This window comes from Mitsuaria sp. BK037 (assembly GCF_014193045.1).
In the GTDB taxonomy this organism is placed as follows: Bacteria; Pseudomonadota; Gammaproteobacteria; order Burkholderiales; family Burkholderiaceae_C; genus Roseateles.
Window position 1 is genome coordinate 1,350,597 of the sequence record NZ_JACHYS010000001.1, and the last position, 25,079, is coordinate 1,375,675.

Here is a 25,079-nt window from a genome sequence, read left to right on the forward strand (position 1 = left end):
TGTTGCACCCATGAACGACATGACCCTCCCGCCCGTGCCCGCCGCTGACGACCTGGGCGTCGCCGCGACGCCACCCACCGCCCGCGTCGCCGACGGCGAGGCGGTCCGTCTGTCGTTCACGCAGGAGCCGCTGTGGGTGCTGCAGCGCCTGGGCGAGCGCATGACCGCCTACAACCTGCCACGCGTCATGCGCCTGCGCGGCCCGCTGCGGGCCGAGGCCCTGCAGCGCGCCTTCGAGGCGGTGATCGCGCGCCACGCCATCCTGCGCACCCGCTTCCTCGAACGCGACGGCCTGCCGATGGCCGTGGCCGAGCCGCAGGTCGCGTTCACGCTCGGGCAGACGGATGTCTCGGCGCTCGCGCCGCAGGCGCGCGAGGAGGCGATCGCGCGCGAGGTGCAGGCCACGCTCCACCACGTCTTCGACCTGGCGGTCGCGCCGGCGATGGTGGCGCGGCTGCTGAAGCGGGGCGAGGACGACCACGTCCTGGTGCTGTGCCTGCATCACATCGTGTCGGATGCGTGGTCCAACCCGGTCTTCGCCGCCGACCTGTCGACGGCCTACGGCCTGGCGCTGCGGCAGGCCGGCCCGGTCCAGCTGCCACCGCTGCGCCTGCAGTACGCGGACCACGCGGTCCGTCAGCGCGAGACGCTGGCGCGCGGCGGGTTCGATCGCGCGCTCGCCCACTGGAACGCGCAGCTCGGCCCCGAGGTCCCGGTGCTGGCCTTGCCGACCGATGCGCCGCGTCCCGCGATGCCGTCGTTCCGCGGCACGTCGATCGACTTCGCGCTCGAGCCCGCACTGGAGGCCGCGCTGCGCCAGTTCTGCCGCGCCGAGCGCTGCACGCCCTTCGTCGTGCTGTTCGCCGCCTGGCAGCTGCTGCTGGCGCGTTTCGCGCGGCAGTCGGAATTCGCCGTCGGCGTGCCGCATGCGGGCCGCCAGGACGAGGAGGTCTTCGGCCTGATCGGCTTCTTCGTCAACACCCATGTCTATCGCGCCAGGCTCAAGCCCGAGCAGACCTTGCGGGCGCTGTGCCGCCAGATCCGGAGCGACGCGCTGGGCGCGATGTCGCATCCCGACCTGCCGCTGGACCTGCTGCTGGCCCAGCGCAACGAGCGCCGGGATCCGACGCGCTCGCCGCTGTTCCAGGTGCTCTTCGGCGTGCAGATGGGGGACCTGCCGGCGCTGGCCTTCGACGAGGTCACGGTCGAGTTCGTCGAGCAAGGGGACGTCAATGCGAAGTTCGACCTGTCGATGAATTTCCAGGTGGGCTCGGCGCGCGTTGGCGGCCGGCTCGCCTACAACACTGACCTGTTCGAGGCCGCGACGGCACGGCGGCTGGTCCGCGGCTGCGTGGCGATGCTGGAGACCATCGTGCGCGCGCCTGACCAGATCGTCGGGGCCGTCGGCCTGGCGGATGAGGACGATCTGCGGCGCCTCGCGGCTTGGGGCCTCGGTAAGCCTGCGCCAGTCCCCGTGGGCGCAACGGCGCTGACCGGCTCGTCTTTCGTGCCAGTGCATGAGCATGTTGCCCTGCACGCGCGACGCCATCCGCAGGCCACGGCGCTCGTCCAGGAGGACGACGCGCTGACCTGGTCAGCGCTGGATCGTCGTGTCGACGCGCTGGCGCGAAGGCTGCGTGATCGGAGCATCGGCGCCGACGCGCGCGTGGGCCTGGCCTTCGACCGCTCGATCCCGATGGTCGTCGCGATGCTTGGCGTGCTGCGCGCCGGCGCGGCGTTCGTGCCGCTGGACCCAGCGCTGCCGCCTGAGCGCCTGGCCTTCCAGCTCCGGGACAGCGACGCCGCGCTGGTGATCGGCGACGGCGATCCGGCCTGGGCTCTCGGCGTGCCGACGATGCGGCTTCCGGCCGATGACGACGACAACGACGCCGCCCTGGCCCGCTCATCGAGCCGAGCGACTGCCACGGCTACAGCCGCCGCCGTCCATCCGGACCAGGCGGCCTACCTGATCTACACCTCGGGATCGACGGGCCGCCCGAAGGGCGTCGTCGTCAGCCATGGCGCCTTGGGCAACTACCTCGACGGCGTGCTGCATCGGCTGGACATCGACGACCGCCTCTCAAGCATGGCAATGGTCTCGACAGTGGCCGCCGACCTCGGCCACACGGTGCTGTTCGGCGCCTTGCGCGCGGGGTTGACGCTGCATCTGATCTCCGCCGCACGGGCGTTCGACCCGGATGCCTTCGCCGAGGTGATGCGGCGGGAATCGATCGACGTGCTCAAGATCACGCCCAGTCATCTGCAGGCCTTGCTCGGCGCCCGCGAGGCGGCCGATGCCTTGCCGCGTCAACGGCTGGTCCTGGGCGGCGAGGCCACGACCTGGGCGCTGCTGTCACGCATCCAGGCGCTGCGGCCGACGCTGCGCGTCTTCAACCATTACGGCCCGACCGAGACCACCGTCGGCACGCTCACCCAGGACGCGGCGACCGCGGACCGATCGGCGGCGACGCTGCCGGTCGGCCGGCCGCTGCCCGGCACGGCGATGCGCGTGCTCGATGCCGACCTGCTGCCGGTGCCGCCGGGGCTGCCTGGCGAGCTGTATGTCGCCGGCCTGGGCCTGGCGCGTGGCTACCAGTCCCGGCCCGGACAGACGGCCGAGCGCTTCGTCGCCGATCCGTTCGACGAGCGGGGCGGCCGCCTGTACCGCACCGGCGACCTGGTGCGCTGGACCGCCGATGGCCAGCTCGAGTACCTCGGCCGGGTCGACCACCAGGTCAAGGTGCGCGGTTTCCGCGTGGAGCTCGGCGAGGTCGAGGCGCAGCTGCGCGCCGATGAGGCGATCGCCGAGGCCGTCGTCGACGCCCAGGATGGGATCGGCGGACTGCGGCTGGTGGCCTACGTCACCGGCCGCGACGGGATCCCGCCGGACCTGGCGGCGCTGCGCGAGCGCCTGTCGCGTGGGCTCACCGATGCGATGCTGCCGTCCGCCTTCGTCGTGATGGACGCGCTGCCGCTGACCCCCAACGGCAAGATCGACCGCCGCGCGCTGCCGGCGCCGGACCGGACCTCGTCCGAGGCGCACGAGGCGCCGCAAGGTCCGGTCGAGACCTCGATCGCCGCGGCCTGGGCCGAGGTGCTGGAGGTGCCGCGCGTGGGCCGCGGCGATCACTTCTTCGAACTGGGCGGGCATTCGCTGCTGGCGCTGCGCCTGGTCGAGCGGCTGCGCCGCGACGGCCACCGCGCGCAGGTGCGCCAGCTCTTCGCCCATCCGCGGCTGCAGGACTTCGCGCGGGCCCTCGCGATCGAGCCGGTCGAGTCGGAGTTGATCGTTCCGCCCAACCGCATTCCCGCCGGTTGCGAGGCCCTCACGCCGGAGATGCTGCCGCTGGTGTCGCTGACGCCGGACGAGATCCGCCGCGTCGAGGCGGCGGTGCCCGGCGGCGCCGCCAACATGCAGGACGTCTACCCGCTGGCGCCGCTGCAGGAAGGCATCCTGTTCCACCACCTGATGCAGGCCGACGGTGATGCCTACGTCACCTCGCGCGGCCTGGCCTTCGACAGCCGCGAGCGGCTGGAGCGCTTCGTCGCCCACCTCGACGCGGTGATCGCGCGGCACGACATCCTGCGGACCTCGGTCGTGTGGGAGGGCCTGCGGGAGCCGGTGCAGGTGGTACATCGCTCGGCGCCGCTGCGGCTGCAGTGGCTGGACGGGGAGGGCGCCGTCGCCACTGCCGACGCCGAACACCGGCTGAAGGCGCATGTTCACCGGAGCCGGCTGCGCATCGACGTCCGCGAGGCGCCGATGATCCGCGCGACGGCCGTGGAGGTGGCCGCGGAGGTGGCCGCGGAGGTGGTCGAGGAGGTGGAGGTGGCTGCGGAGGCGCCGAGGGATTCGGCGGTGGGAGAGACCGATGGCGCGACGGCCGCGGGCGCGGCGCAGGGCAGGGCCAGCGCATCGGCTCGGACCGGCGCGCCCGGCCGCTGGCTGCTGCAGCTGTCGCGCCATCACCTGGTGTCCGACCACACCACGTTGGAGCGCATCGTCGAGGAGATCGGTCTGATGCAACGCGGCGCGGCCTCTGAGCTGCCGACGCCGGTGCCGTTCCGCGAGCAGGTCGCCCGCGCGCGCCTGGGGATGGGGCGCGAGGCTCACGAGGCCTTCTTCACCGCGCTGCTGCGCGACGTGGAGGAGCCGACAACGCCTTATGGGCTGATCGACGTGCGCGGCGATGGCACCAGCGTGCACGAGGCGCGGCGGACGCTCGACACCGCGCTGGCGGACCGGATCCGCCAGGAGGCGCGACGGCATGGCGTGGGCGCATCGGCGGTGTTCCACCTGGCCTGGTCGCTGGTGCTGGCGCGCGCGACCGGGCGCGATGACGTGGTCTTCGGCACGGTGCTGCTCGGCCGCATGCAGGCGGGGCGCGACGCCGGGCGCGCACTGGGACTGTTCATCAACACGCTGCCGCTGCGCCTGCGCGTCGGGCCGCTGGGCGTCGCGGCGAGCCTGCGCCTGGCGCAGGCCGGACTGGCCGATCTGATGCGGCACGAGCACGCGCCGCTGTCGCTGGCGCAGCGCTGCAGCGGGTTGCCGGGCGGCACGCCGCTGTTCTCCGCGCTGCTGAACTACCGCCACAGCCGCCGCCAGCCGGTGAGCGCTGTGCTCGATGGGGACGGCGTGCGCTTGCTCGACGGCGAGGAGCGCACCAACTATCCCTTCGCGCTGTCGGTGGACGACTTCGGCGATGGCTTCGGGCTGGTGGCGCAGGTGGATCGGACGCTCGATGCCGAGGCCATCGGGGCGCAGGTGCTGGCCGCGGTCGAGGAAGTCACGCGCGCGCTGGCCGAAGACCCCGATCAGCCCTTGTGCGAGCTCGGTGGTCTGGATCCGGCGGCGCTGTCGCAGTGGCACGCATGGAGCGGCGGCGATGCGATTCAGGCGGCGGTCGCCGCAGCGACTGCGACGACGTTGCGGGCGCCGACTCCGACCTCGACCTCGGCATCGGCATCGGCATCGGCATCGGCATCGGCATCGGTCCCTGCGTCGATGGCCGCGACCGTCCCTGAGCTCATCGAGCTGCAGGCTCACGCGCGGCCCGAGGCGATCGCGGTCATCGCCAGCGATGGCCAGCTCACCCGCGCGGAACTGGAGGCGCGCGCGAATCGCCTGGCGCGCCGGCTGATCGCGCGGGGCGTGACGCCGGAGTCACGCGTCGGCCTGGCGCTATCGCGTTCGCTCGACATGATCGTCGGCCTGCTGGCCATCCTGAAGGCCGGCGGCGCCTACGTGCCGCTGGACCCGTCGTACCCGTCGGCGCGCTTGCGCCACATGATCGAGGACAGCCGCATCGCGCTGTTGCTCACGCAGACCGACGTCCTCGATCGCATGCCGGTGTCCGAGGGCGTGCCGACGCTGTGCATCGATCAGCCGGACGGCCCCGACGCCTCGGTGTGCGACGAGTTGCCGCTTCCGGCGCTCGCGGCCGGCCAGCTCGCCTACGTCATCTACACCTCCGGCTCGACCGGCCGGCCCAAGGGCGTGGCCGTCGCGCACGGGCCGCTGGCCATGCACCTGCAGGCGATCGGCAAGCGGCTCGAACTCACCGCCGAGGATCGCCTGCTGCAGTTCGCGTCGATCAGCTTCGACGCGGCCGGCTCGCAGTGGATGGCGCCGCTGATCCACGGCGCGGCCATCGTGCTGCTGCCGCGGGACGGTTGGTCGACCGAGGAGGTCGCCCGCACCGTCCGTCGCGAGGGCGTGACGGCGCTGCACCTGCCGCCGGCCTATCTGCGGCAGCTTGCGGCTGAGCACGCGGGCGGGCGGCTTCCGGTGCGGCTGTGCATCGCCGGTGGCGAGGCCTGGTCCGCCGCCGACTTCCACGCGGCGCGCGACGCCTTCGTGCCGTGGCGCCTGGTGAATTCCTATGGCCCGACCGAGGCGGTGATCACGCCATGCGCCTGGGACGTTCCTGCCGAGGAGGTGGAACGCCTCGGCAACCGGCCGACCGTGCCGATCGGCCGCCCCGTCGGCGACCGGACCGCCCGCGTGCTCGACCGCCATCTGTCGCCGTGCCCCGCCGGCGTGCCGGGCGAGCTCTATCTGGGTGGGACCGGCCTGGCGCGCGGCTACCTCGACCGCGCCGGCCTGACGGCCGAGCGCTTCGTCGCCGATCCGTTCGGCGCGCCGGGTTCGCGGCTGTATCGCACCGGGGACCTGGTGCGCTGGAGCGCCGACGGCGAGCTGGAGTACCTCGGCCGCATCGACCATCAGGTCAAGGTGCGCGGGTTTCGCATCGAGTTGGGCGAGGTCGAGGCCGCGCTCAAGGCCCTGCCGGAACTGCGCGACGCCGTGGTCGTCGCCGCGCCGGGCGCGAGCGGCACGCGGCTCGTGGCCTATGTCGTCGCGAGAGAGGGCCGCGTGGCCGACCCGGCTGCGGTGATTGCTGAAGTCGCGCGGACGTTGCCCGACTACATGGTGCCGGCCGCGGTCGTCGTGCTGGAGGCCCTGCCGCTCAACCCGAACGGCAAGGTCGATCGGCGCGCGTTGCCTTCGCCGGAGCCGCAGGTCGCCGACGTGTTCGAGGCCCCTCGCGGAGAGATTGAAGCGGCCGTGGCGACTCTGTTCGCCGAGGTGCTGGGCTTGGCGCGGATCGGCCGCGGCGACAACTTCTTCGCCGCAGGCGGCGATTCGATCCTGAGCCTCAAGGTCGTCGCGTTGGGGCATCAGCGCGGCTGGCGCCTCCTGCCGCGGCATGTCTTCGAGCATCCGACGGTGGCGGCGCTCGCGCGCGTGGTAGCGGAGATCCACGCGGACACAGCAGGGGCTGAGATGGCGCCGTCCGTTGCGTCGTCCATCACTTCAAGCGTGCGGTCCACCGTCGTGCCGCTGGGCGACGAGGCCCGTGCGGCAGGCATGCCGCTGTCGTTCGCGCAGCAGCGTCAATGGTTCCTGTGGCAGCTGGACCCGACCAGCACCGCGTATCACATCGCTGGCGCGCTCAAGCTGCACGGCGCGCTGGATGTCGACGCGCTGCGCTCCAGTTTCGAATCGCTCGTGCGGCGGCACGAGTCGCTGCGCACCGTCTTCCGGCTGGGCGAGGGTGGCGCGGTGGAGCAGCGGGTGCAAGCACCCAGTACTGCAGCGGTGGCATTCACCCTGCCTGCCGACGAAGCGCAGGCGCGACGACTCGTCCAGACGCCGTTCGACCTGACCACCGGTCCGCTGATCCGTGTCGGCCTGCTGCGGCAGGGCATCGATCGCCACCAACTGGTCGTCGTGATGCATCACATCGTGTCCGACGGCTGGTCGATGCGCGTCGTCGTGGACGAGGTCTTCGCGGACTACGCCGCCGCCGTGCGGGGCGAGGCAACGACGCTGGCGCCCTGGCCCATCCAGTACGCGGACTTCGCGGTGTGGCAGCGCCAGTGGCGCGCAGGGGCCGAGTGGCAGCGCCAGCTGGATTACTGGCGTGAGCGGCTCGGCGCGGAGCAGCCGGTGCTGCAGCTGCCGGCCGATCATCCGCGTCGGCCCGATGGCCGCTACCGGGCCGCGCGTCACGCCTGGACGCTGCCGCCGGCACTGTCGGCGCACCTGCGCCAACGCGCCCGCGACGAGGGCGCGACCCTGTTCATGGTGCTGCTGGCCGGCTTCCAGGCGGTGCTGAGCCGCTGGACCGCGCAGTCGGAGATCCGCGTCGGCGTGCCCATCGCCAACCGCGACCGGCCGGAGATCGCGCCGGTGGTCGGCTTCTTCGTCAACACGCAGGTGCTGGACAACCGCATCGACACGCGGATGCCGCTGGCGCGGGTGCTGGCGCAGACTCGCGAAGCCGCGATCGGCGCGCAGGCCCATCCGGACCTGCCGTTCGAGCAACTGGTCGAGGCGCTCCAGCCGGCGCGCACGCTGGGCGTGCATCCGCTGTTCCAGGTGATGTTCAACCACCTTCGTGGGGAGGATCTGACGGCACGCCGGCTGCCGGGACTCGAGATCGAGCCGGTCGCGCTGGCCGAGCGCGAAGCGCAGTTCGAGCTGACGCTGCACACGACCGAACTGCCGACCGGCGGCATCGAGGCGAGCTTCAGCTACGCGGCCGAACTGTTCGAGGTCGACACGATCGAGCGCATGGCGGGGCATCTCGTGGCGATGCTGGAAGCGATCAGCGCGACGCCGGAGCGAGCCGTCGGGGATGTGGTGCTGATGTCGTCGGAGGAGTTCGAGCGGCTGGAACGCTTGAGCATCAACAGCGATGAGGCGACGGAGGCGGTGCCGATGCACCACCTCATCGAGCGCCAAGCGGCGATGGACCCGGATGCACCGGCGCTGGTCTTTGGGCAGAGCACGCTGACGCGCGGTCAGCTCAATGAGCGCGCGAACCGACTCGCGCATCGCCTCATCGCGCTGGGGGTGCGCCCGGACTCGCGCGTGGGACTGGCCGTCGATCGATCGATAGAGATGATGGTCGGCGTGCTGGCCATCCTCAAGGCCGGCGGCGCCTACGTGCCGCTCGACCCGGAGCTTCCCGCCGATCGGCTGGCCTACATGCTCGAGGACAGCGGCGTGTCGTTGGTGCTGACGCAGCCGCACCTGCGCGCGAAGCTGCCCGTCGGGGAGGGTGTCGATTTGGTCGACATGGACGCCGCGGAGAGTGCCGATGAACGCTTGGGCGCATCGCTCGCGAATCCCGAAGTCGAGGTCCACGGCGAGAACCTCGCCTACGTGATCTACACCTCCGGCTCGACGGGCCGGCCCAAAGGCGCGGCCAACCGCCACGTCGCGCTGCACAACCGGCTGGCCTGGATGCAGCGCGCCTACGCGCTGAGCGCGGCCGACACGGTGTTGCAGAAGACGCCGCTGAGCTTCGACGTCTCGGTGTGGGAACTGTTCTGGGCGCTGGCCGAAGGCGCTCGCTTGGCCATCGCGGCGCCCGGCGATCACCGCGATCCGCAGCGGCTGGTCGAGCTCATCAACGAGCACCAAGTCACCACGATCCACTTCGTGCCCTCGATGCTGCAGGCCTTCTTGGCGCACGACGGCGTGGAGGCCTGCACTTCGCTGCGCCGCGTCGTGTGCAGCGGCGAGGCGTTGCCGGCCGAGGCACAAGCCGCCGTGTTCCGACGCCTTCCGAAGGCGGAGCTCTACAACCTGTACGGTCCGACCGAAGCGGCCATCGACGTCACGCACTGGACCTGCCGGGACGACGGTCGCAGCCAAGTGCCGATCGGCGCGCCGATCACTGGCATCTCGACTTGGGTGCTCGATGGCGACCTCAACGCGGTGCCTCCCGGCGTGCCGGGCGAGCTGTACCTGGGAGGCATCGGCCTTGCGCGCGGTTATCACGACCGCGCCGGGCTCACGTCCGAGCGCTTCATCGCCAATCCGATGGCTGTCGACGGCAGCCGGCTCTATCGCACCGGAGACCTCGTGCGATGGAACGCCGAAGGGCAGCTCGACTACCTCGGCCGCATCGATCACCAAGTCAAGATCCGCGGCTTCCGGATCGAGCTGGGCGAGATCGAAGCGCAGCTGCTCGCGCAGCCCGGCGTGCGCGAGGCCGTGGTCGTGGCGCTGCAGGCGCCCACCGGCGCGAGGTTGGTGGCATACGTCTCTGCGCACGCGACGGCGTCCGCGCAGGCCGAAGCGACGGCGCCGCCCGACGGCGCACTCGACACCGAGGGCCTGCGCGAAGCGCTCGGCCGGACCTTGCCCGAGTACATGGTTCCCAGCGCTATCGTGGTGCTCGACACGCTGCCCCTGAACCCCAGCGGCAAGGTCGATCGCAAGGCGCTGCCGGCGCCGGATCTCCACACCGCATCGACAGCCGCCTACGAGGCACCGCAGGGCGAGGTCGAGACCGCCATCGCCGCGGTCTGGGCCGACGTGCTGGGCTTGCCGACCGACCAGGTCGGCCGCCGCGACAACTTCTTCTCGCTGGGCGGCCACTCGCTGCTGGCGCTGAAGGTGCTCGATCAACTGCGCGGCCGCGGCCTCCGCGCTCAGGTGCGGCAGTTGTTCCTCCATCCGGAGCTGGCGGCTTTTGCGCAGTCGATCGACCCACAGGCGGGCAGGGCCTCGGATTCGGCCATCGCCGCCGAAGCGGCCCGCTCAGCCGACGCGGCGCCGCTCGACATCGTCGTGCCTCCCAACTGCATCCCCGACGACTGCACCGAGATCCAGCCGGAGATGCTTACCCTGGTCGACCTCGACGCGGCCGCGATCCGCCGCATCGAAGCGGCGATCCCCGGCGGCGCGGCCAACATCCAGGACATCTACCCGCTGGCGCCGCTGCAGGAAGGCATCCTCTTCCACCACCTGCTGCAGCGCGACACCGACGCCTACGTGACCGCGCACCTGATGCGCTTCGACAGCGAAGCGCGGCTGCGCCGGTTCATCGACAGCTTCGATCGCGTCATCGCGCGCCACGACATCCTGCGCACCGCGATCCTGTGGGAGGGGTTGGACGAACCGCTGCAGGTCGTGTGCCGCGAGGCCCGCCTGGACATCGTCTGGCTCTCGCCGACGGACGGCCCGGTGGCCGAGCGCCTCGAGGCGCTGGGCCGACCCGGCTCCGGCCGCATCGACGTGCGACGTGCGCCGCTGCTGCGCGCCGTGGCCGGCTTCGACGCCGGCAGCGGTCGCTGGCTGCTGCAACTGTCCAGTCACCACCTGGTGACGGACCACAGCACGCTGGCCGGCGTCGTCGAGGAGATTGCGCTGATCCAGCAGGATCGCGAGGCCGAGCTGCCTGCACCGGTGCCGTTCCGGCGCTTCGTCGCGCACGCCCGCCTCAGCGTCAGCCGCGCCGAGCACGAGGCCTTCTTCGGCGCGATGCTGCGCGACGTGACCGAGCCCACCGTGCCCTTCGGCGTGGCCGATGTGCGAGGCGACGGGTCGCGGCTGCGACAGTCGCGACTGGCACTGCCCGCCCCGCTGGCCAGCCAGGCGCGTCGCATGGCGCGTCAACAAGGCGTGGGCGTCGCGGCGCTGTTCCATCTCGCCTGGGCCCTGGTGCTGGGCCGCGCGAGCGGCCAGACCGACGTGGTCTTCGGCACCGTGCTGCTCGGCCGCCTGCAGGTCGACGACGGCGCGGCGCGCGCGCTGGGCCTGTCCATCAACACGCTGCCGCTGCGCCTGCGGGTCGGCGAACAGTCCGTCGCCGAGGGGCTGCGCGACGCCCACGCGGCGCTGTCCGCGCTGCTGCGTCATGAGCACGCCAGCCTGTCGCTGGCGCAGCGCTGCAGCGGACTGGTGGGCGGCACGCCGCTGTTCTCGGCGCTGCTGAACTACCGGCACGCCCACCGACGCCGCGACGCGTCCTCCGCCGCCTGGGACGGCATGGAGATCGATGCCGCCCAGGAACGATCGAACTATCCCTTCGGCCTGTCGGTGGACGACGACGGTGAAGGCTTCGGCCTCGTCGCGCAGGTGCATGAATCGCTGGATCCCGGCCAGGTCTGCGCGCTGATGCAGGCGGCTGTGACTTGCTTGGTCGATGCCTTGGCGCATCGGCCCGGGCAGGCCTTGTGCGCGCTGGACGTGCTGGACGACGCCTCGCGCGCGCGCCTGTCCCGCTGGGGCATCCCGACGCCGCGCTTCGACGGCACGCCGCCGGTGCCCCGCCTTGTCGAGCGTCAGGCTGTCGAGCGCCCCGATGCGGTGGCGCTCCTCTTCGGCGACGAGCAGCTCAGCTATGCGCAGTTCAACGCCCGCGCCAACCGTCTGGCGCATCGCCTGATCGCGCTCGGCATCCGCGCCGAGGACCGCGTCGGCCTGGCCGTGCAGCGGTCGATGGACATGGTGGTGGCGCTGCTTGCCATCCTCAAGGCCGGCGCGGCCTACGTGCCGCTGGACCCGTCCTATCCGGCCGAGCGGCTGGCCTACATGGTCGAGGACAGCGGCATCCGGCTGCTGCTGACGCAGCAGGCGCTCGCGGCGCGGCTACCGTCGACCGACGGCCTCGCGGTGCTGGCGCTGGACGGCGAGGACGCCTTCACCGGCGCCGAGTCGGATCCCGCCGTCGAGATCCACCCGGAGCACCTGGCCTACGTCATCTACACCTCCGGTTCGACCGGCCGGCCCAAGGGCGTGGCGGTCACGCACGGCCCGCTGGCGATGCACGTGCAATCGATCGGTGAGGTCTACGGCATGACGCCGGCTGACCGCGAACTGCAGTTCGCGTCCATCGCCTTCGACGGCGCGCACGAGCGCACCTGGGTGCCGCTGGCCTTCGGCGCGGCGCTGATGCCGCGTGACCAGGAACTGTGGCCGGTGGAACGCACCGCCGCCGAGATCGAGCGCCACGGCATCACCATCGCCTGCTTCACGCCGGGCTACCTGACGCAGATGGCCGAACTGCTCGGCGAGGCCGGCAGCCGGCTGCCGATCCGGTCCTACACGGTGGGCGGCGAGGCGATGTCGCGCGCCAACCTCGACCTCGTGCAATCGGTGCTGAAGCCGCCGCGCATCATCAACGGCTACGGCCCGACCGAGACCGTCATCACCCCGACCATCGGCATCGCGCTGGCGGGCGAGCGATTCGCCGCGCCTTACATGCCGATCGGCAAGCCGGTCGGGGACCGGCAGGCGCGCGTGCTCGACGCCGATCTCAATCTCTGCCCGCCCGGCGTGCCGGGCGAGCTCTACCTGAGCGGCGGTCTCGCGCGGGGTTACCTCGGCCGGCCCGGCGCGAGCGCCGAACGCTTCGTCGCCGATCCCTTCGACACCACCGGCGGGCGGATGTACCGCACGGGCGACCTCGTCCGCTGGAACGAAGAAGGGCAGCTCGAATACCTCGGCCGCATCGACCACCAGGTGAAGGTGCGCGGCTTCCGCATCGAACTGGGCGAGGTGGAGTCGCAGCTGCGGCTGCAGGCGGGCGTGCGCGAGGCCGTCGCCGTCGCGGCCGAAGGGGCGGGGGGCGCGCGGCTGGTGGCCTATGTCTCCCCGCTCCCCGGCCAGTTGCTGGATCCGCGCGCGTTGCGGGAAGGCCTGGCCCGGGTGCTGCCGGACCACATGGTGCCGGGGCTCTTCATCGTGCTGGACGCGCTGCCGTTGAACCCCAACGGCAAGGTCGACCGCAAGGCGCTGCCGGCGCCGCAGGCCGATGCCGGACGCCCGCATGAGCCGCCGCGCGGCGAAACGGAGACGGCGCTCGCCGCGCTGTGGGCCGAGACGCTGGCCGTGGAGCGCGTCGGGCGCGACGACAACTTCTTCGAATTGGGTGGCCACTCGCTGGCCTTGATGAAGCTGCAGATGAAGGTGCAGCGGCGCTTTGGCGTGCAACTGCCGTTGCGCGCGTACTTCGAGAGCCCGACGCTCGCCGATGCCGCCGCGCGCGTGCAGCGCGAGAGCGAGGCGCTGGCCGCCGCGCAGGGCGCGGACCTCGATCGCATGGCCGCGCTGCTGGATACCTGGGAGAACTGAATGAGCACCCTCGACAAGAACGACACGGTCACGACGACCCACGCGGCCCCGGCCCAGGCTCCGACCGCACCGCCCGGCGATCCCCGGCGCGCGCTGGCCGAGCGCTTCGCGCGCCTGCCGGCGGAGAAGCAGCGGGGCTTCCTGCAGGCGCTCAAGGCGCAGGGGATCGACTTCGCGATGCTGCCGATCGTGCCGGCGCCGCCCGAGGCGCGCCCGCTGTCGTTCGCGCAACTGCGGCAGTGGTTCCTGTGGACGCTGGATCGGACGAGCACCGCGTATCACTTGTCCGGCGCGCTGACGCTCGAAGGCGAGGTGGATGCCGCCGCGATGCGCGACAGCTTCGCGGCGCTGGTGGCGCGCCATGAATCGCTGCGGACGACCTTCCATGCGGATGCCCAGGGACAGGTCGTCCAGAGGGTCCACGCCGCCGGCGACATCGGCTTCGGGTTGGAGATGATCGACCTGCGGGAGGGCGAGGGCGGTGAGGGCGCCAAGGGCAGCGAGGGCCGCGAGGGCCGCGAGGGCAATGATGCGATCGAGTCCCGCACCCGCGCGGAGGTCCGCCGGCTGGTCGACACGCCGTTCGAGCTCGAGCGGGGCCCGCTGCTGCGGGTGGCCTTGCTGCGCCAAGGCGCGCGGCGGCAGGTGCTCGTCGTCGTGATGCATCACATCGTGTCGGACGCCTGGTCGATGAAGGTCATCGTCGACGAGTTCATCGCGCAATACGGCGCCCGGGTCCGCGCCGAGACGCCGTCGATGCCCGCGCTGCCCCTCCAGTACGCCGACTACGCCGCGTGGCAGCGGCACTGGCTGGAGGCCGGTGAGCGGGAGCGGCAGCTGGCGTACTGGGTGGCTCAGCTCGGGGGCGAGCAACCGGTGCTGCAGCTGCCGACGGATCGCCCGCGGCGGGCCGATGGGCGTTATCGGGCGGCGCAGCATGGCGTGGAGCTGCCGGCGGCGCTGGTGCGCGGCCTGCGGGCACGCGCGCAGGCGCAGGGGGCGACCCTGTTCATGGCGCTACTGGCTGCTTATCAGGCGGTGCTCGGCCGCCATGCGGGGCTGGCGGAGGTACGCGTCGGCGTGCCGGTCGCCAATCGGCAGCGGGTGGAAACCGAAGGCGTGGTCGGCTTTTTCGTCAACACGCAGGTGCTGCGCAACCGCGTGGACGGACGTCGGTCGCTGGGCGAGGTGCTCGATCAGGCGCGGGAGTCGGCCCTGGGCGCGCAGGCGCATCAGGATCTGCCGTTCGAGCAACTGGTGGATGCGCTGCAGCCTGAGCGCACGCTGGGCGTGCATCCGCTGTTCCAGGTGATGTTCAACCATGGCAGCGCGGGCGCGCAGGGGCCCATGGCGCTGCCCGGATTGCGATTGACGCCGTACGCGCTGGGGGAGCAGGCGGCCCAGTTCGAGTTGATGCTGACGACGACCGAGACCGCGGAGGGCACGGTGCGCGCGAGCTTCAGCTATGCGGCGGAGCTGTTCGAGCCAGCGGCGATCGAGCGGATGGTGGGGCATTTCGTGGCCATGCTGGAAGCGATCAGCGCGACGCCGGAGCGAGCCGTCGGCGACGTGGCGCTGATGTCGCCGGAGGAGCTCAAGCGGCTGGAGCGCCTGAGCGTCAATGGCGATGAGGTGGCGGAGGCCGTGCCGATGCACCGTCTCATCGAGCGCCAAGCGGCGATCGATCCGCATGCACCGGCGCTGGTTTTTGGGCAGAGCGCGCTGACTCGCGGTCAGCTCAATGCGCGTGCGAACCGCCTGGCGCATCGGCTCATCGCGCTGGGCGTGCGCCCGGACTCGCGCGTGGGACTGGCCGTCGAGCGCTCGTTGGAGATGATGATCGGCGTGCTGGCCATCCTGAAGGCCGGCGGCGCCTACGTACCGCTCGACCCCGAGCTGCCCGCCGATCGATTGGCATACATGCTCGAAGACAGCGGCGTGGCGCTGGTGCTGACGCAGCCGCATCTGCACGCGAAGCTGCCGGTCGGCGAGCGCGTCGAGTTGGTCGACATCGACCCCGCGGAGAGCGCCGATGAACGTCTGAGCGCATCGCCAGCGAATCCCGACGTCGAGGTCCACGGCGAGAACCTCGCCTACGTGATTTACACCTCCGGCTCGACGGGGCGGCCGAAGGGCGCGGCCAACCGCCACGTGGCGCTGCACAACCGCTTGGCCTGGATGCAGCGCACCTACGCGCTAAGCGCGGCCGACACGGTGCTGCAGAAGACGCCGCTGAGCTTCGACGTCTCGGTGTGGGAACTGTTCTGGGCGCTGGCCGAAGGCGCTCGCTTGGCCATCGCCGGCCCCGGAGATCATCGCGATCCGCAGCGGCTGGTGGCGCTGATCAACGAACATCAGGTCACCACGATCCACTTCGTTCCGTCGATGCTGCAGGCCTTCCTGGCGCATGACGGCGTCGAGGCTTGCACTTCGCTGAGGCGCATCGTGTGCAGCGGCGAAGCGTTGCCGGCCGAGGCGCAAGCCGCCGTGTTCCGTCGGCTTCCGAAGGCGGGGCTCTACAACCTGTACGGTCCGACCGAAGCGGCCATCGATGTCACGCACTGGACCTGCCGCGACGACGGCCGAAGCCAAGTGCCGATCGGCGCCCCGATCACCGGCATCTCGACGTGGGTGCTCGATGGCGACCTGAACGCGGTGCCACCGGGTGTTCCGGGCGAGCTGTACCTCGGCGGCGTCGGCCTGGCGCGCGGTTATCACGACCGCGCCGGCCTGACGGCCGAGCGCTTCGTCGCCAATCCGATGTCCGTCGACGGCAGCCGGCTCTATCGCACCGGCGACCTGGTGCGATGGAATACCGGCGGTCAACTCGACTACCTCGGCCGCATCGATCACCAGGTCAAGATCCGCGGTTTCCGGATCGAGCTGGGCGAGATCGAAGCGCAGCTGCTCGCGCAACCTGGTGTGCGCGAGGCCGTCGTCGTGGCGCTGCAGGCCGCCACCGGTGCGCGGTTGGTGGCATACGTCTCTGCGCACGCGACGGCGTCCGCGCAGCCCGGAGCGACGGCGCAGCCAGACGGCGCACTCGACACCGAGGTCCTGCGCGAGGCACTCGGCCGCGCCCTGCCCGAGTACATGGTCCCCAGCGCCATCGTGGTGCTCGACACGCTGCCGCTGAATCCCAGCGGCAAGGTCGATCGCAAGGCGCTGCCGGCACCGGATCTCCACACCGCATCGGCAGCCGCCTACGAGGCACCGCAAGGCGAGGTCGAAGCGACCATTGCATCGATCTGGTGCGACCTGCTGAGAGTCGAGCGCGTCGGCCGGTGGGACAGCTTCTTCGAACTGGGCGGGCATTCGCTGCTCGCGATCCAGTTGCAGGCGAGGCTGCGCCAGTGCGGTTGGACATCGGAGATGCGGGCCTTGTTCCTCCATCCGCGGCTCGCCGATTTCGCGTCGGCCGTGGCCCAGTCGGCGGGCGTGGCCGTCCCCGTCGTAGACCCCGACGCCAACGCCAACGCGGCGACCATCCCGGCCGGCTGCACCGCGCTCGAGCCGGGCATGCTGCCGCTGGTCGACCTTGACACGGCCGAGCTGCGGCGCATCGAGGCCGCGATCCCCGGTGGCGCGGCCAACATCCAGGACATCTACCCGCTCGCGCCGCTGCAGGAGGGCATGCTCTTCCATCACCTGATGCAGGAGCAGGGCGACGCCTATGTGATCTCGCTGCTGCTGCGCTTCGACGGCGAGGCTCGGTTGACGCGCTTCATCGACGCGTTGAATCAGGTCATCGCGCGCCACGACATCCTGCGCACCGCCGTCGTGTGGGAGGGACTGCGCGAGCCGGTGCAGGTCGTCTGCCGCGCGGCGCCGCTCACCCTCGAATGGCTGCCGATCGACGAGGCCGACCGCGCCGCGGGCCGTGCCGCGGAGCGGCTGGCGGCCCACGTGGATCGCCGCGCCTTCCGCATCGACGTGCGCCGCGCGCCGATGGTGAGGGCCATCGCGGTCCACGATGCGCCCAGTGGCCAGTGGCTGCTGCAGCTGCCCAGCCATCACCTTGCGCTCGACCACACGGCCGAGAAGCTGATGATCGAGGAGATCGCGCTGATCCTCCAGCAGCGTCATGCCGAGCTGCCCAGGCCGGTGCCGTACCGCCGCTATGTGGCGCAGGCGCGCGCAGGCGTGAGCGGGGACCAGCACGAGGCCTTCTTCCGGCAGATGCTGGGCGTCGTGGACGAAGTGACCGCGCCTTTCGGTCTCGTCGACGCGCGACTGGATGGCAGCGCGAACGAGGAGTCGCGCCTGACCTTGCCGGCGGCGCTCTCGACCGAGTTGCGCGAGCAGGCGCGTCGCCAGGGCGTGAGCGCGGCGACCTTGTTCCACCTCGCGTGGGCGCTGGTGCTGGCGCGCACCGCGGGGCGTGACGACGTGGTCTTCGGCACGGTGCTGTTCGGCCGCATGCAGGGCGGGGACGAGGCGCATCGCGCGATGGGCATGTTCATCAACACGCTGCCCTTGCGGGTCGAGCTGCGCGGGCGCAGCGTCGCGCAGGGCTTGCGGGAGACGCATGAGCGGCTCACCGGCCTGCTGCACCACGAGCACGCGCCGCTGTCGCTGGCCCAGCGCTGCAGCGGGTTGCCCGGTGGCACGCCGCTGTTCTCCAGCCTGCTGAACTATCGCCACAGCGGTCCGCGCCGCGGCGAGGACGGTGCGGACGCGGTCTGGGACGGCATGACGCTGGTCGGCGCGAAGGAGCGGACCAACTATCCGTTCACGCTCTCGGTCAATGACCGCGGGGAGGTCTTCGAGCTGGTGCTGCAGGTCGAGCGCTCGGTGCGTGTGGCGCGGATGCAGGTTTATCTGGAAGCGGCCGTGCGCGGCATCGTCGACGCGCTGACTGCGGGCGGCGGGCAAGCCTTGCATGCGCTGAGCGTGATCGGGCCGGAGGAGGCTGCGACCCTGACGCGTTGGAGCGAGGTGCCGCCGTCTGCTGACGAGGCCGTGCCGATGCATCGGCTGATCGAACGCAAGGCGGCGATCGATCCGGATGCACCGGCGCTGGTCTTTGGGCAGAGCACGCTGACACGCGGTCAACTCAATGCGCGCGCGAACTGTCTTGCGCATCGCCTCATCGCGCTGGGGGTGCGCCCGGACTCGCGCGTGGGACTGGCCGTCGATCGATCGATGGAGATGATGGTCGGCGTGCTGGCCATCCTGAAAGCCGGCGGCGCCTACGTGCCGCTGGACCCCGAGCTGCCCGCCGATCGGCTGGCCTACATGCTCGAGGACAGCGGCGTGTCGTTGGTTCTGACGCAGTCGCATCTGCACGCGAAGCTGCCGGTCGGGCAGGGCGTCGAGCTGGTCGATATCGGCGCGACCTTCGCGGCTCACGCCCCTCAGGACAAGCGAGGTCGCACCGACCGTGCGGCTGAAGCCGCCGATGAGGCGGTCGGCGATGGTGAGAGCGATGCATCGCTCGCGAATCCCAACGTCGAGGTCCACGGCGAGAGCCTCGCCTACGTGATCTACACCTCCGGCTCGACGGGGCGGCCCAAGGGCGCGGCCAATCGGCACGTTGCATTGCGCAACCGGCTGGCGTGGATGCAGCGCGCCTACGCGCTGAGCGCGGCCGACACGGTGCTGCAGAAGACGCCGTTGAGCTTCGATGTCTCGGTGTGGGAGCTGTTCTGGGCGTTGGCGGAAGGCGCACGACTCGCTATCGCCGCGCCAGGCGATCATCGCGATCCGCAGCGGCTGGTCGAGCTCATCAACGAGCACCAGGTCACCACGATCCACTTCGTGCCGTCGATGCTGCAGGCCTTCCTGGCGCATGACGGCGTCGAGGCTTGCACCTCGCTGAAACGCATCGTGTGCAGCGGCGAAGCGTTGCCGGCCGAGGCGCAAGCCGCCGTGTTTCGCCGGCTTCCGAAGGCAGGGATCTACAACCTGTACGGCCCCACCGAAGCGGCGATCGACGTCACGCACTGGACCTGCCGGGACGACGGTCGCAGCCAAGTGCCGATCGGCGCGCCGATCACTGGCATCTCGACTTGGGTGCTCGATGGCGACCTCAACGCGGTGCCTCCCGGCGTGCCGGGCGAGCTGTACCTGGGAGGCATCGGCCTGGCGCGCGGTTATCACGATCGCGCCGGACTCACCTCCGAGCGCTTCGTCGCCAATCCGATGGCCGTCGACGGCAGCCGGCTCTATCGCACCGGCGACTTGGTGCGATGGAATACCGAGGGTCAACTCGACTACCTCGGCCGCATCGACCACCAAGTCAAGATCCGCGGCTTCCGGATCGAGCTGGGCGAGATCGAAGCGCAGTTGCTAGCCCAGCCCGGCGTGCGCGAGGCCGTCGTCGTGGCGCTGCAGGCGCCCACCGGCGCGAGGTTGGTGGCATACGTCTCTGCGCACGCGACGGCGCTGGCGCAGCCCGGAGCGACGGTGCAGCGTGACGGTGCAATCGACACCGAAATCCTGCGCGAGGCGCTCAGCCGCAGCTTGCCCGAGTACATGGTCCCCAGCGCCATCGTCGTGCTCGACACGCTGCCGCTGAATCCCAGCGGCAAGGTCGATCGCAAGGCGTTGCCGGCCCCCGATCTCCATACCGCATCGGCAGCCGCCTACGAGGCACCGCAGGGCGAGGTCGAGGCCGCCATCGCCGCCGTCTGGGCCGACGTGCTCGACGTGGACATCAGCCGAGTGGGCCGCCACGACAACTTCTTCGAAGTCGGCGGGGATTCCATCCTCAGCCTGCAGATCATTGCCCGCCTGCGTCGCACCGGATGGCATCTGACGCCGCGGCAGATTTTCGAGTTGCAGACGATCGCCCGTCTCGGCGTTGCGGCGCAGCGGATCGACGACGGCGCGCCGGCAGCGCCCGATGCGGCATCACCGCTCGGTCGTCTCGACGACTTCCTCGATGCCGCCGCCATCGCCGCGCTGCCGATCGACCCCGCCTTGATCGAGGACGTCTACCCGCTGGTGCCGACGCAGGAAGGCATGTTGCTGCACTCGGTCGAGGCCCCGGACTCCGGCCTCTACGTGAATCAGCTGAACGTCGAGGTCCGCCACCTCGATCCCGATCGCCTGGAAGCGGCGTGGCGCGTGATGGTCGCGCGGCACGCGATGCTGCGCACCGCCGTGTTGTGGCAACCCGGCATGACGCGCCCGCTGCAGCTGGTGTTGCGCGAGGCGCCCAGCGCCATGACGCGGCTGGACTGGCGCGGCGAGGCGGACACCGCGCGTCGCATCGCCGACTTCGCCCGCACCGAGCTCACGCGCCCGATCGACTGGCTCCGCCCGCCGCTCTCGCGGGTTGCCGTGATCCAGCTGGACGAGGATCGCCACCAGCTCGTGTGGACCCGCCACCACCTGCTCTCCGACGGCTGGAGCGACGCCCGCCTGTTGGCGGAATGGCTGCGCTGCTACGCCGGCGAGGCGCTGCCGTCGGCGCCGCCGCGCTATGGCGACTTCGTGCGCTGGCTGCAGCGGCAGGATGCCGGCGCGCCGCAGGCCTTCTGGACCGAGGCGCTCGCGGCCCTCGACGGCCCGACGCTGCTGGCCGAGTCCACCCGCGCCGCGCCCGGCCGCTCGGGCTTCGAGAAGCGCTACTCGCGTTTCGACGCCGCGCGCTCCGCGGCGCTGACGGCCTTCGCCCAGCGCGAGCGCGTGACCGTGAACACCCTGGTGCAGGCCGCCTGGGCCGTGCTGCTGCACCGGCACACCGGCCGCGACCGGGTGGTCTTCGGCGCCACCGTCGCGGGTCGTCCGGCCACGCTGCCGGGCGCGGAGGAGATGCTGGGCCTGTTCATCAACACCGTGCCGGTGCCGGTGACCTGGGACGCCAGCCAGCGGGTCGGCGACTACCTGCGCGCCGTGCAGGACACCAACCTGCGCCTGCGCGACCACGAGCACGCCGCGCTGGCCGACGTGCAGCGCTGGGCCGGCTCCTCCGGCCGGCCGCTGTTCGACAGCATCATCGTCTTCGAGAACGCACCGATCGACCGCGCGCTGCGGCAGCTCGGCCAGTACGGCCTCGAGTTCGACGAGATCGGTGGGGAAGGCCTGACCGGCTATGCGATGGACCTGCAGGTCGTCGCCGGCGACCGGCTGGTGATCGAGTACTGCTACAGCCGCCGCGATCTCGACGACGCCTTCGTCGAGGGGCTGCGCGCCCAGATGGAGACGCTGCTGGACGACATGGCCGCCGACCCGTCGGCACCGCTGGGCGAGCTGCGCTGGCTGGACGCGCCGGCGGCACGGGCGCTGCGCGCGCTCGGGCAGGGCGGTGGTGGCCTGGCCGAGCCGCGGCCGGCGCCGGTGCATCGCCTGATCGAGCGCCAGGCCGCCACCCGCGGCGAGGCCATCGCGCTGCTGCTGGGCGACGAGGAACTGAGCTACGCCGAGCTGAACGCGCGGGCCAACCGGCTGGCCCACCACCTAGTCCGTCGCGGCCTGCCGCGCGACGCCCGCGTCGGCGTGGCGCTGGAGCGCTCGCTCGACAGCATCGTCGGCCTGCTGGCCGTGCTGAAGGCCGGCGCGGCCTACGTGCCGCTGGACCCGGCCTATCCGCCGGACCGGCTCGCCTTCATGCTGCAGGACAGCGGCGCCGCGCTGCTGCTGACGCAGCGCGGCCTGCGCGCGCGACTGCCGACGGTGCCGGGCCTCGAGGTCGTGACGATGGAGGAGGTCCGCGAGGCGACTGCGGCGACGTCAGCGACGTCTTCAAATTTGGCCGCTGCGGCGACCACGGAAGCTACGGAGGCCACGGCAGCTGCGGCTGCGGCTGCGGACGATGCCGATGCCGATGCCGCCAATCTCGCGCTCGCGGACCATCCCGACCACCTCGCCTATGTGATCTACACCTCCGGCTCGACCGGCTTGCCCAAGGGCGTGGCGGTGACGCACGGACCGCTGGCCATGCATTGCCTGGCCACGGCGGAGATCTACGGCATGAGCGCCGCCTCCTGCGAGCTGCATTTCATGTCCTTCTCCTTCGACGGGGCGCATGAGCGCTGGCTGACGCCGCTGTGCGTGGGCGCGGGCCTGGCCCTGCGCGACAACGAGCTGTGGACCGCCGAGCAGACCTGCGAGGCCCTGCATCGCTACGAGGTCACCAACGCCGCCTTCCCGCCGGCCTACCTCGGCCAGATCGCCGATTGGGCCGGCCTGCGCGGCGACGCGCCGCCGGTGGAGCTGTACGTCTTCGGCGGCGAGGCCATGCCCAAGGCCGCCTACGACAAGGTCTGCCGCCACCTGCGGCCGCGCACGCTGATCAACGGCTACGGCCCGACCGAGTGCGTCATCACGCCGCTGATCTGGAAGTCGGCCGCGAGCGAGGGCTTCGACTGCGCCTATGCGCCGATCGGCAAGCCGGTCGGGGACCGCGCGATCCATGTGCTCGACACCGACCTGCAGCCGGTGCCGGCGGGCGTCGTCGGCGAGCTCTACATCGGCGGATTCGGCCTCGCGCGCGGCTACCTGGGACGGGCCGGCCTGACCGCGCAGCGCTTCGTGGCCGACCCCTTCGACGCCGCCGGTGGGCGCCTGTACCGCACCGGCGACCTGGTCCGCTGGATGGCGGACGGCAACATCGAGTACATCGGGCGCGCCGACCACCAGGTCAAGATCCGCGGTTTCCGCATCGAGCTGGGTGAGATCGAGACCTGCCTGTGCGAGGTGCCCGGCGTGCTGGAAACGGCGGTCGTGGCGCGCGAGAGTCCGTCCGGCAAGCAGCTCGTGGCTTACGTCGTCGCACTGCCGGACGTGAGCGAGGCGACGCTGCTGCCGCGCCTGCGCCAGCGCATCGCCGAGCAGCTGCCGGAGCACATGGCGCCGGCCCACCTGGTCGTGCTGTCGCGATTGCCGCGGCTGATCAGCGGCAAGCTGGACCGCGCGGCGCTGCCCGATCCGGTGAGCTCGCACGATGGCGACTACCGCGCGCCGCGCACCGAGGTCGAGCAGCGGCTGGCGACGATCTGGCAGGAGGTGCTGGGGATCGAGCAGGTCGGCATCGGCGACAACTTCTTCGAGCTGGGCGGCGATTCCATCCTCAGCCTGCAGGTGATCTCGCGGGTGCGCAACGCCGGGCTCGGCTTCGAACTGCGGCTGCGCGACCTGATCCGCCATCAGACGATCGAGGGCCTGACGGCCGCCTTCGCTGGTGCCGGCTCGGCCACGGCGGGCGCTGCGGCCGCGTCGAACGCGACGGACGCGACGGATGCGTCGATGGTGATGTCGGCTGGCGGCTCGGCGAGCGCGGCGACGGGCTTGACCGGGAGCGTGTCGACGCCTGTCGCCGCGGAAGGTGAAGTGCCGCTCACGCCGATCCAGCGCTGGTTCTTCGAGCAGCCCATCCCGGCGCGTCATCACTACAACCAGTCGGTGATGTTGAGGGCGCCGGCCTGGCTCGACGAGGACCGGCTGCGACGCGTGATCGCGCTGCTCACCCAGCACCACGAGGGCCTGCGCCTGCGCTTCCACCAGGACGCCGACGGCCGATGGACGCAGCGCTACGAGGACGCTCAATCCGTGGCCACGGCCACAGCTTCCGATCCGCTCTCCGACGTGCTGTGGAGCCGCGAGGTCGCCAGCCCGGAGGACATCCGCCGCGAGGCCGACCGGGCCCAGCGCAGCCTCGACCTCGCACGGGGCCCGCTGTGGCGCGTGCTGCACCTGCGGCATGTCGACGGCAGCGCGCGGCTGCTGATCGCCGTGCATCACCTGACGATCGACGGCGTGTCCTGGCGCGTGCTGCTGGAGGACCTGCAGGCCGCCTACCTGGCGCTGGTCGCCGGCACCGAGCCGGTGCTGCCGGCGCGCAGCGCACCGTTCAAGGCCTGGGCGGAGCATCTGGCGCGCTGGGCGGGCTCGGAGGCGCTGGCCGCCGAGCTGCCGCACTGGCGGCGCGAGCTGGCCGCGATCCCAGACCTGCCGCGGGACGATCCGCAGGCCCCCGCCTGGATCCAGGACCGCCGCACCGCGGCGATGTCGCTGGACGCGGCGCTCACGCGGCAGCTGCTGCGCGTCGCGCCCGCGGCCTACGGCGGCGGCATCGATGCGCTGCTGCTGACCGCGCTCGGGCGGACGCTGTCCGCCTGGAGCGGTCATCCCGAGGCGCTGGTGCTGCTCGAGGGCCACGGCCGCGAAGGCGACGCGGCCGACATCGACCTGAGCCGCACCGTGGGCTGGTTCACCAGTGCCTATCCGGTCCGCCTGTCTGGCCACGATCAACCGTGGGCGGCGGCGATCCCGGTGGTGTCCGGCCACCTGCGCGCGGTGCCGAACCGCGGTGTCGGCTTCGGCGTGCTGCGCCACCTGCATGCCGACGAGGCGGTGCGCACGTCGCTGGCGGCGGTCCAGCCGGGGATCGCGTTCAACTACCTCGGCCAGCTGGACCAGACGCTGAAGGACGGCGCGGGCTTCAGCCGCGCACGCGACTCCGGCGGCATGGCCCGCGACGAGCGCGGACCGCTGCCCTGCTGGATCGAGGTGATCGGCCAGGTGATGGACGGCGTGTTGACGATGAACTGGTCCTACAGCGACCGCATGTTCAAGCCGTCGACGATGGAGGCGCTGGCCGCAGGCTTCCGGGCGCAGTTGGTCGCGTTGATCGACCACTGCGTGGAAGTGGCGGGCCGCGCAGGGACGGCGTGAACGGGAGGATCCGGTGCCTCCCGGCACCGGATCCCATCCGTGGCGACGCCGACACCGACGTCGCCAGCGGCCTCAG

Annotated in this window: 2 protein-coding genes; both read left to right on the forward strand. The window is 71.5% G+C overall.

The window, feature by feature from the left end; translation table 11 throughout:
* Positions 1-19: 19 nt before the first annotated feature.
* Complete coding sequence (locus FHT37_RS05900; RefSeq protein WP_183479439.1) at positions 20-13,381, forward strand: non-ribosomal peptide synthetase; 13,362 nt, start codon at positions 20-22, stop codon at positions 13,379-13,381.
* Positions 13,382-25,003: a non-ribosomal peptide synthetase gene (locus FHT37_RS05905; RefSeq protein WP_183479441.1), complete on the forward strand. Its 11,622-nt coding sequence runs from the start codon at positions 13,382-13,384 to the stop codon at positions 25,001-25,003.
* Positions 25,004-25,079: the final 76 nt, after the last annotated feature.

Bases quoted from the DNA above. Each gene is read 5' to 3' on its own strand.
- FHT37_RS05900 (WP_183479439.1), top strand. From the start codon at position 20: ATGACCCTCCCGCCCGTGCCCGCCGCTGACGACCTGGGCGTCGCCGCG.
- FHT37_RS05905 (WP_183479441.1), top strand. From the start codon at position 13,382: ATGAGCACCCTCGACAAGAACGACACGGTCACGACGACCCACGCGGCC.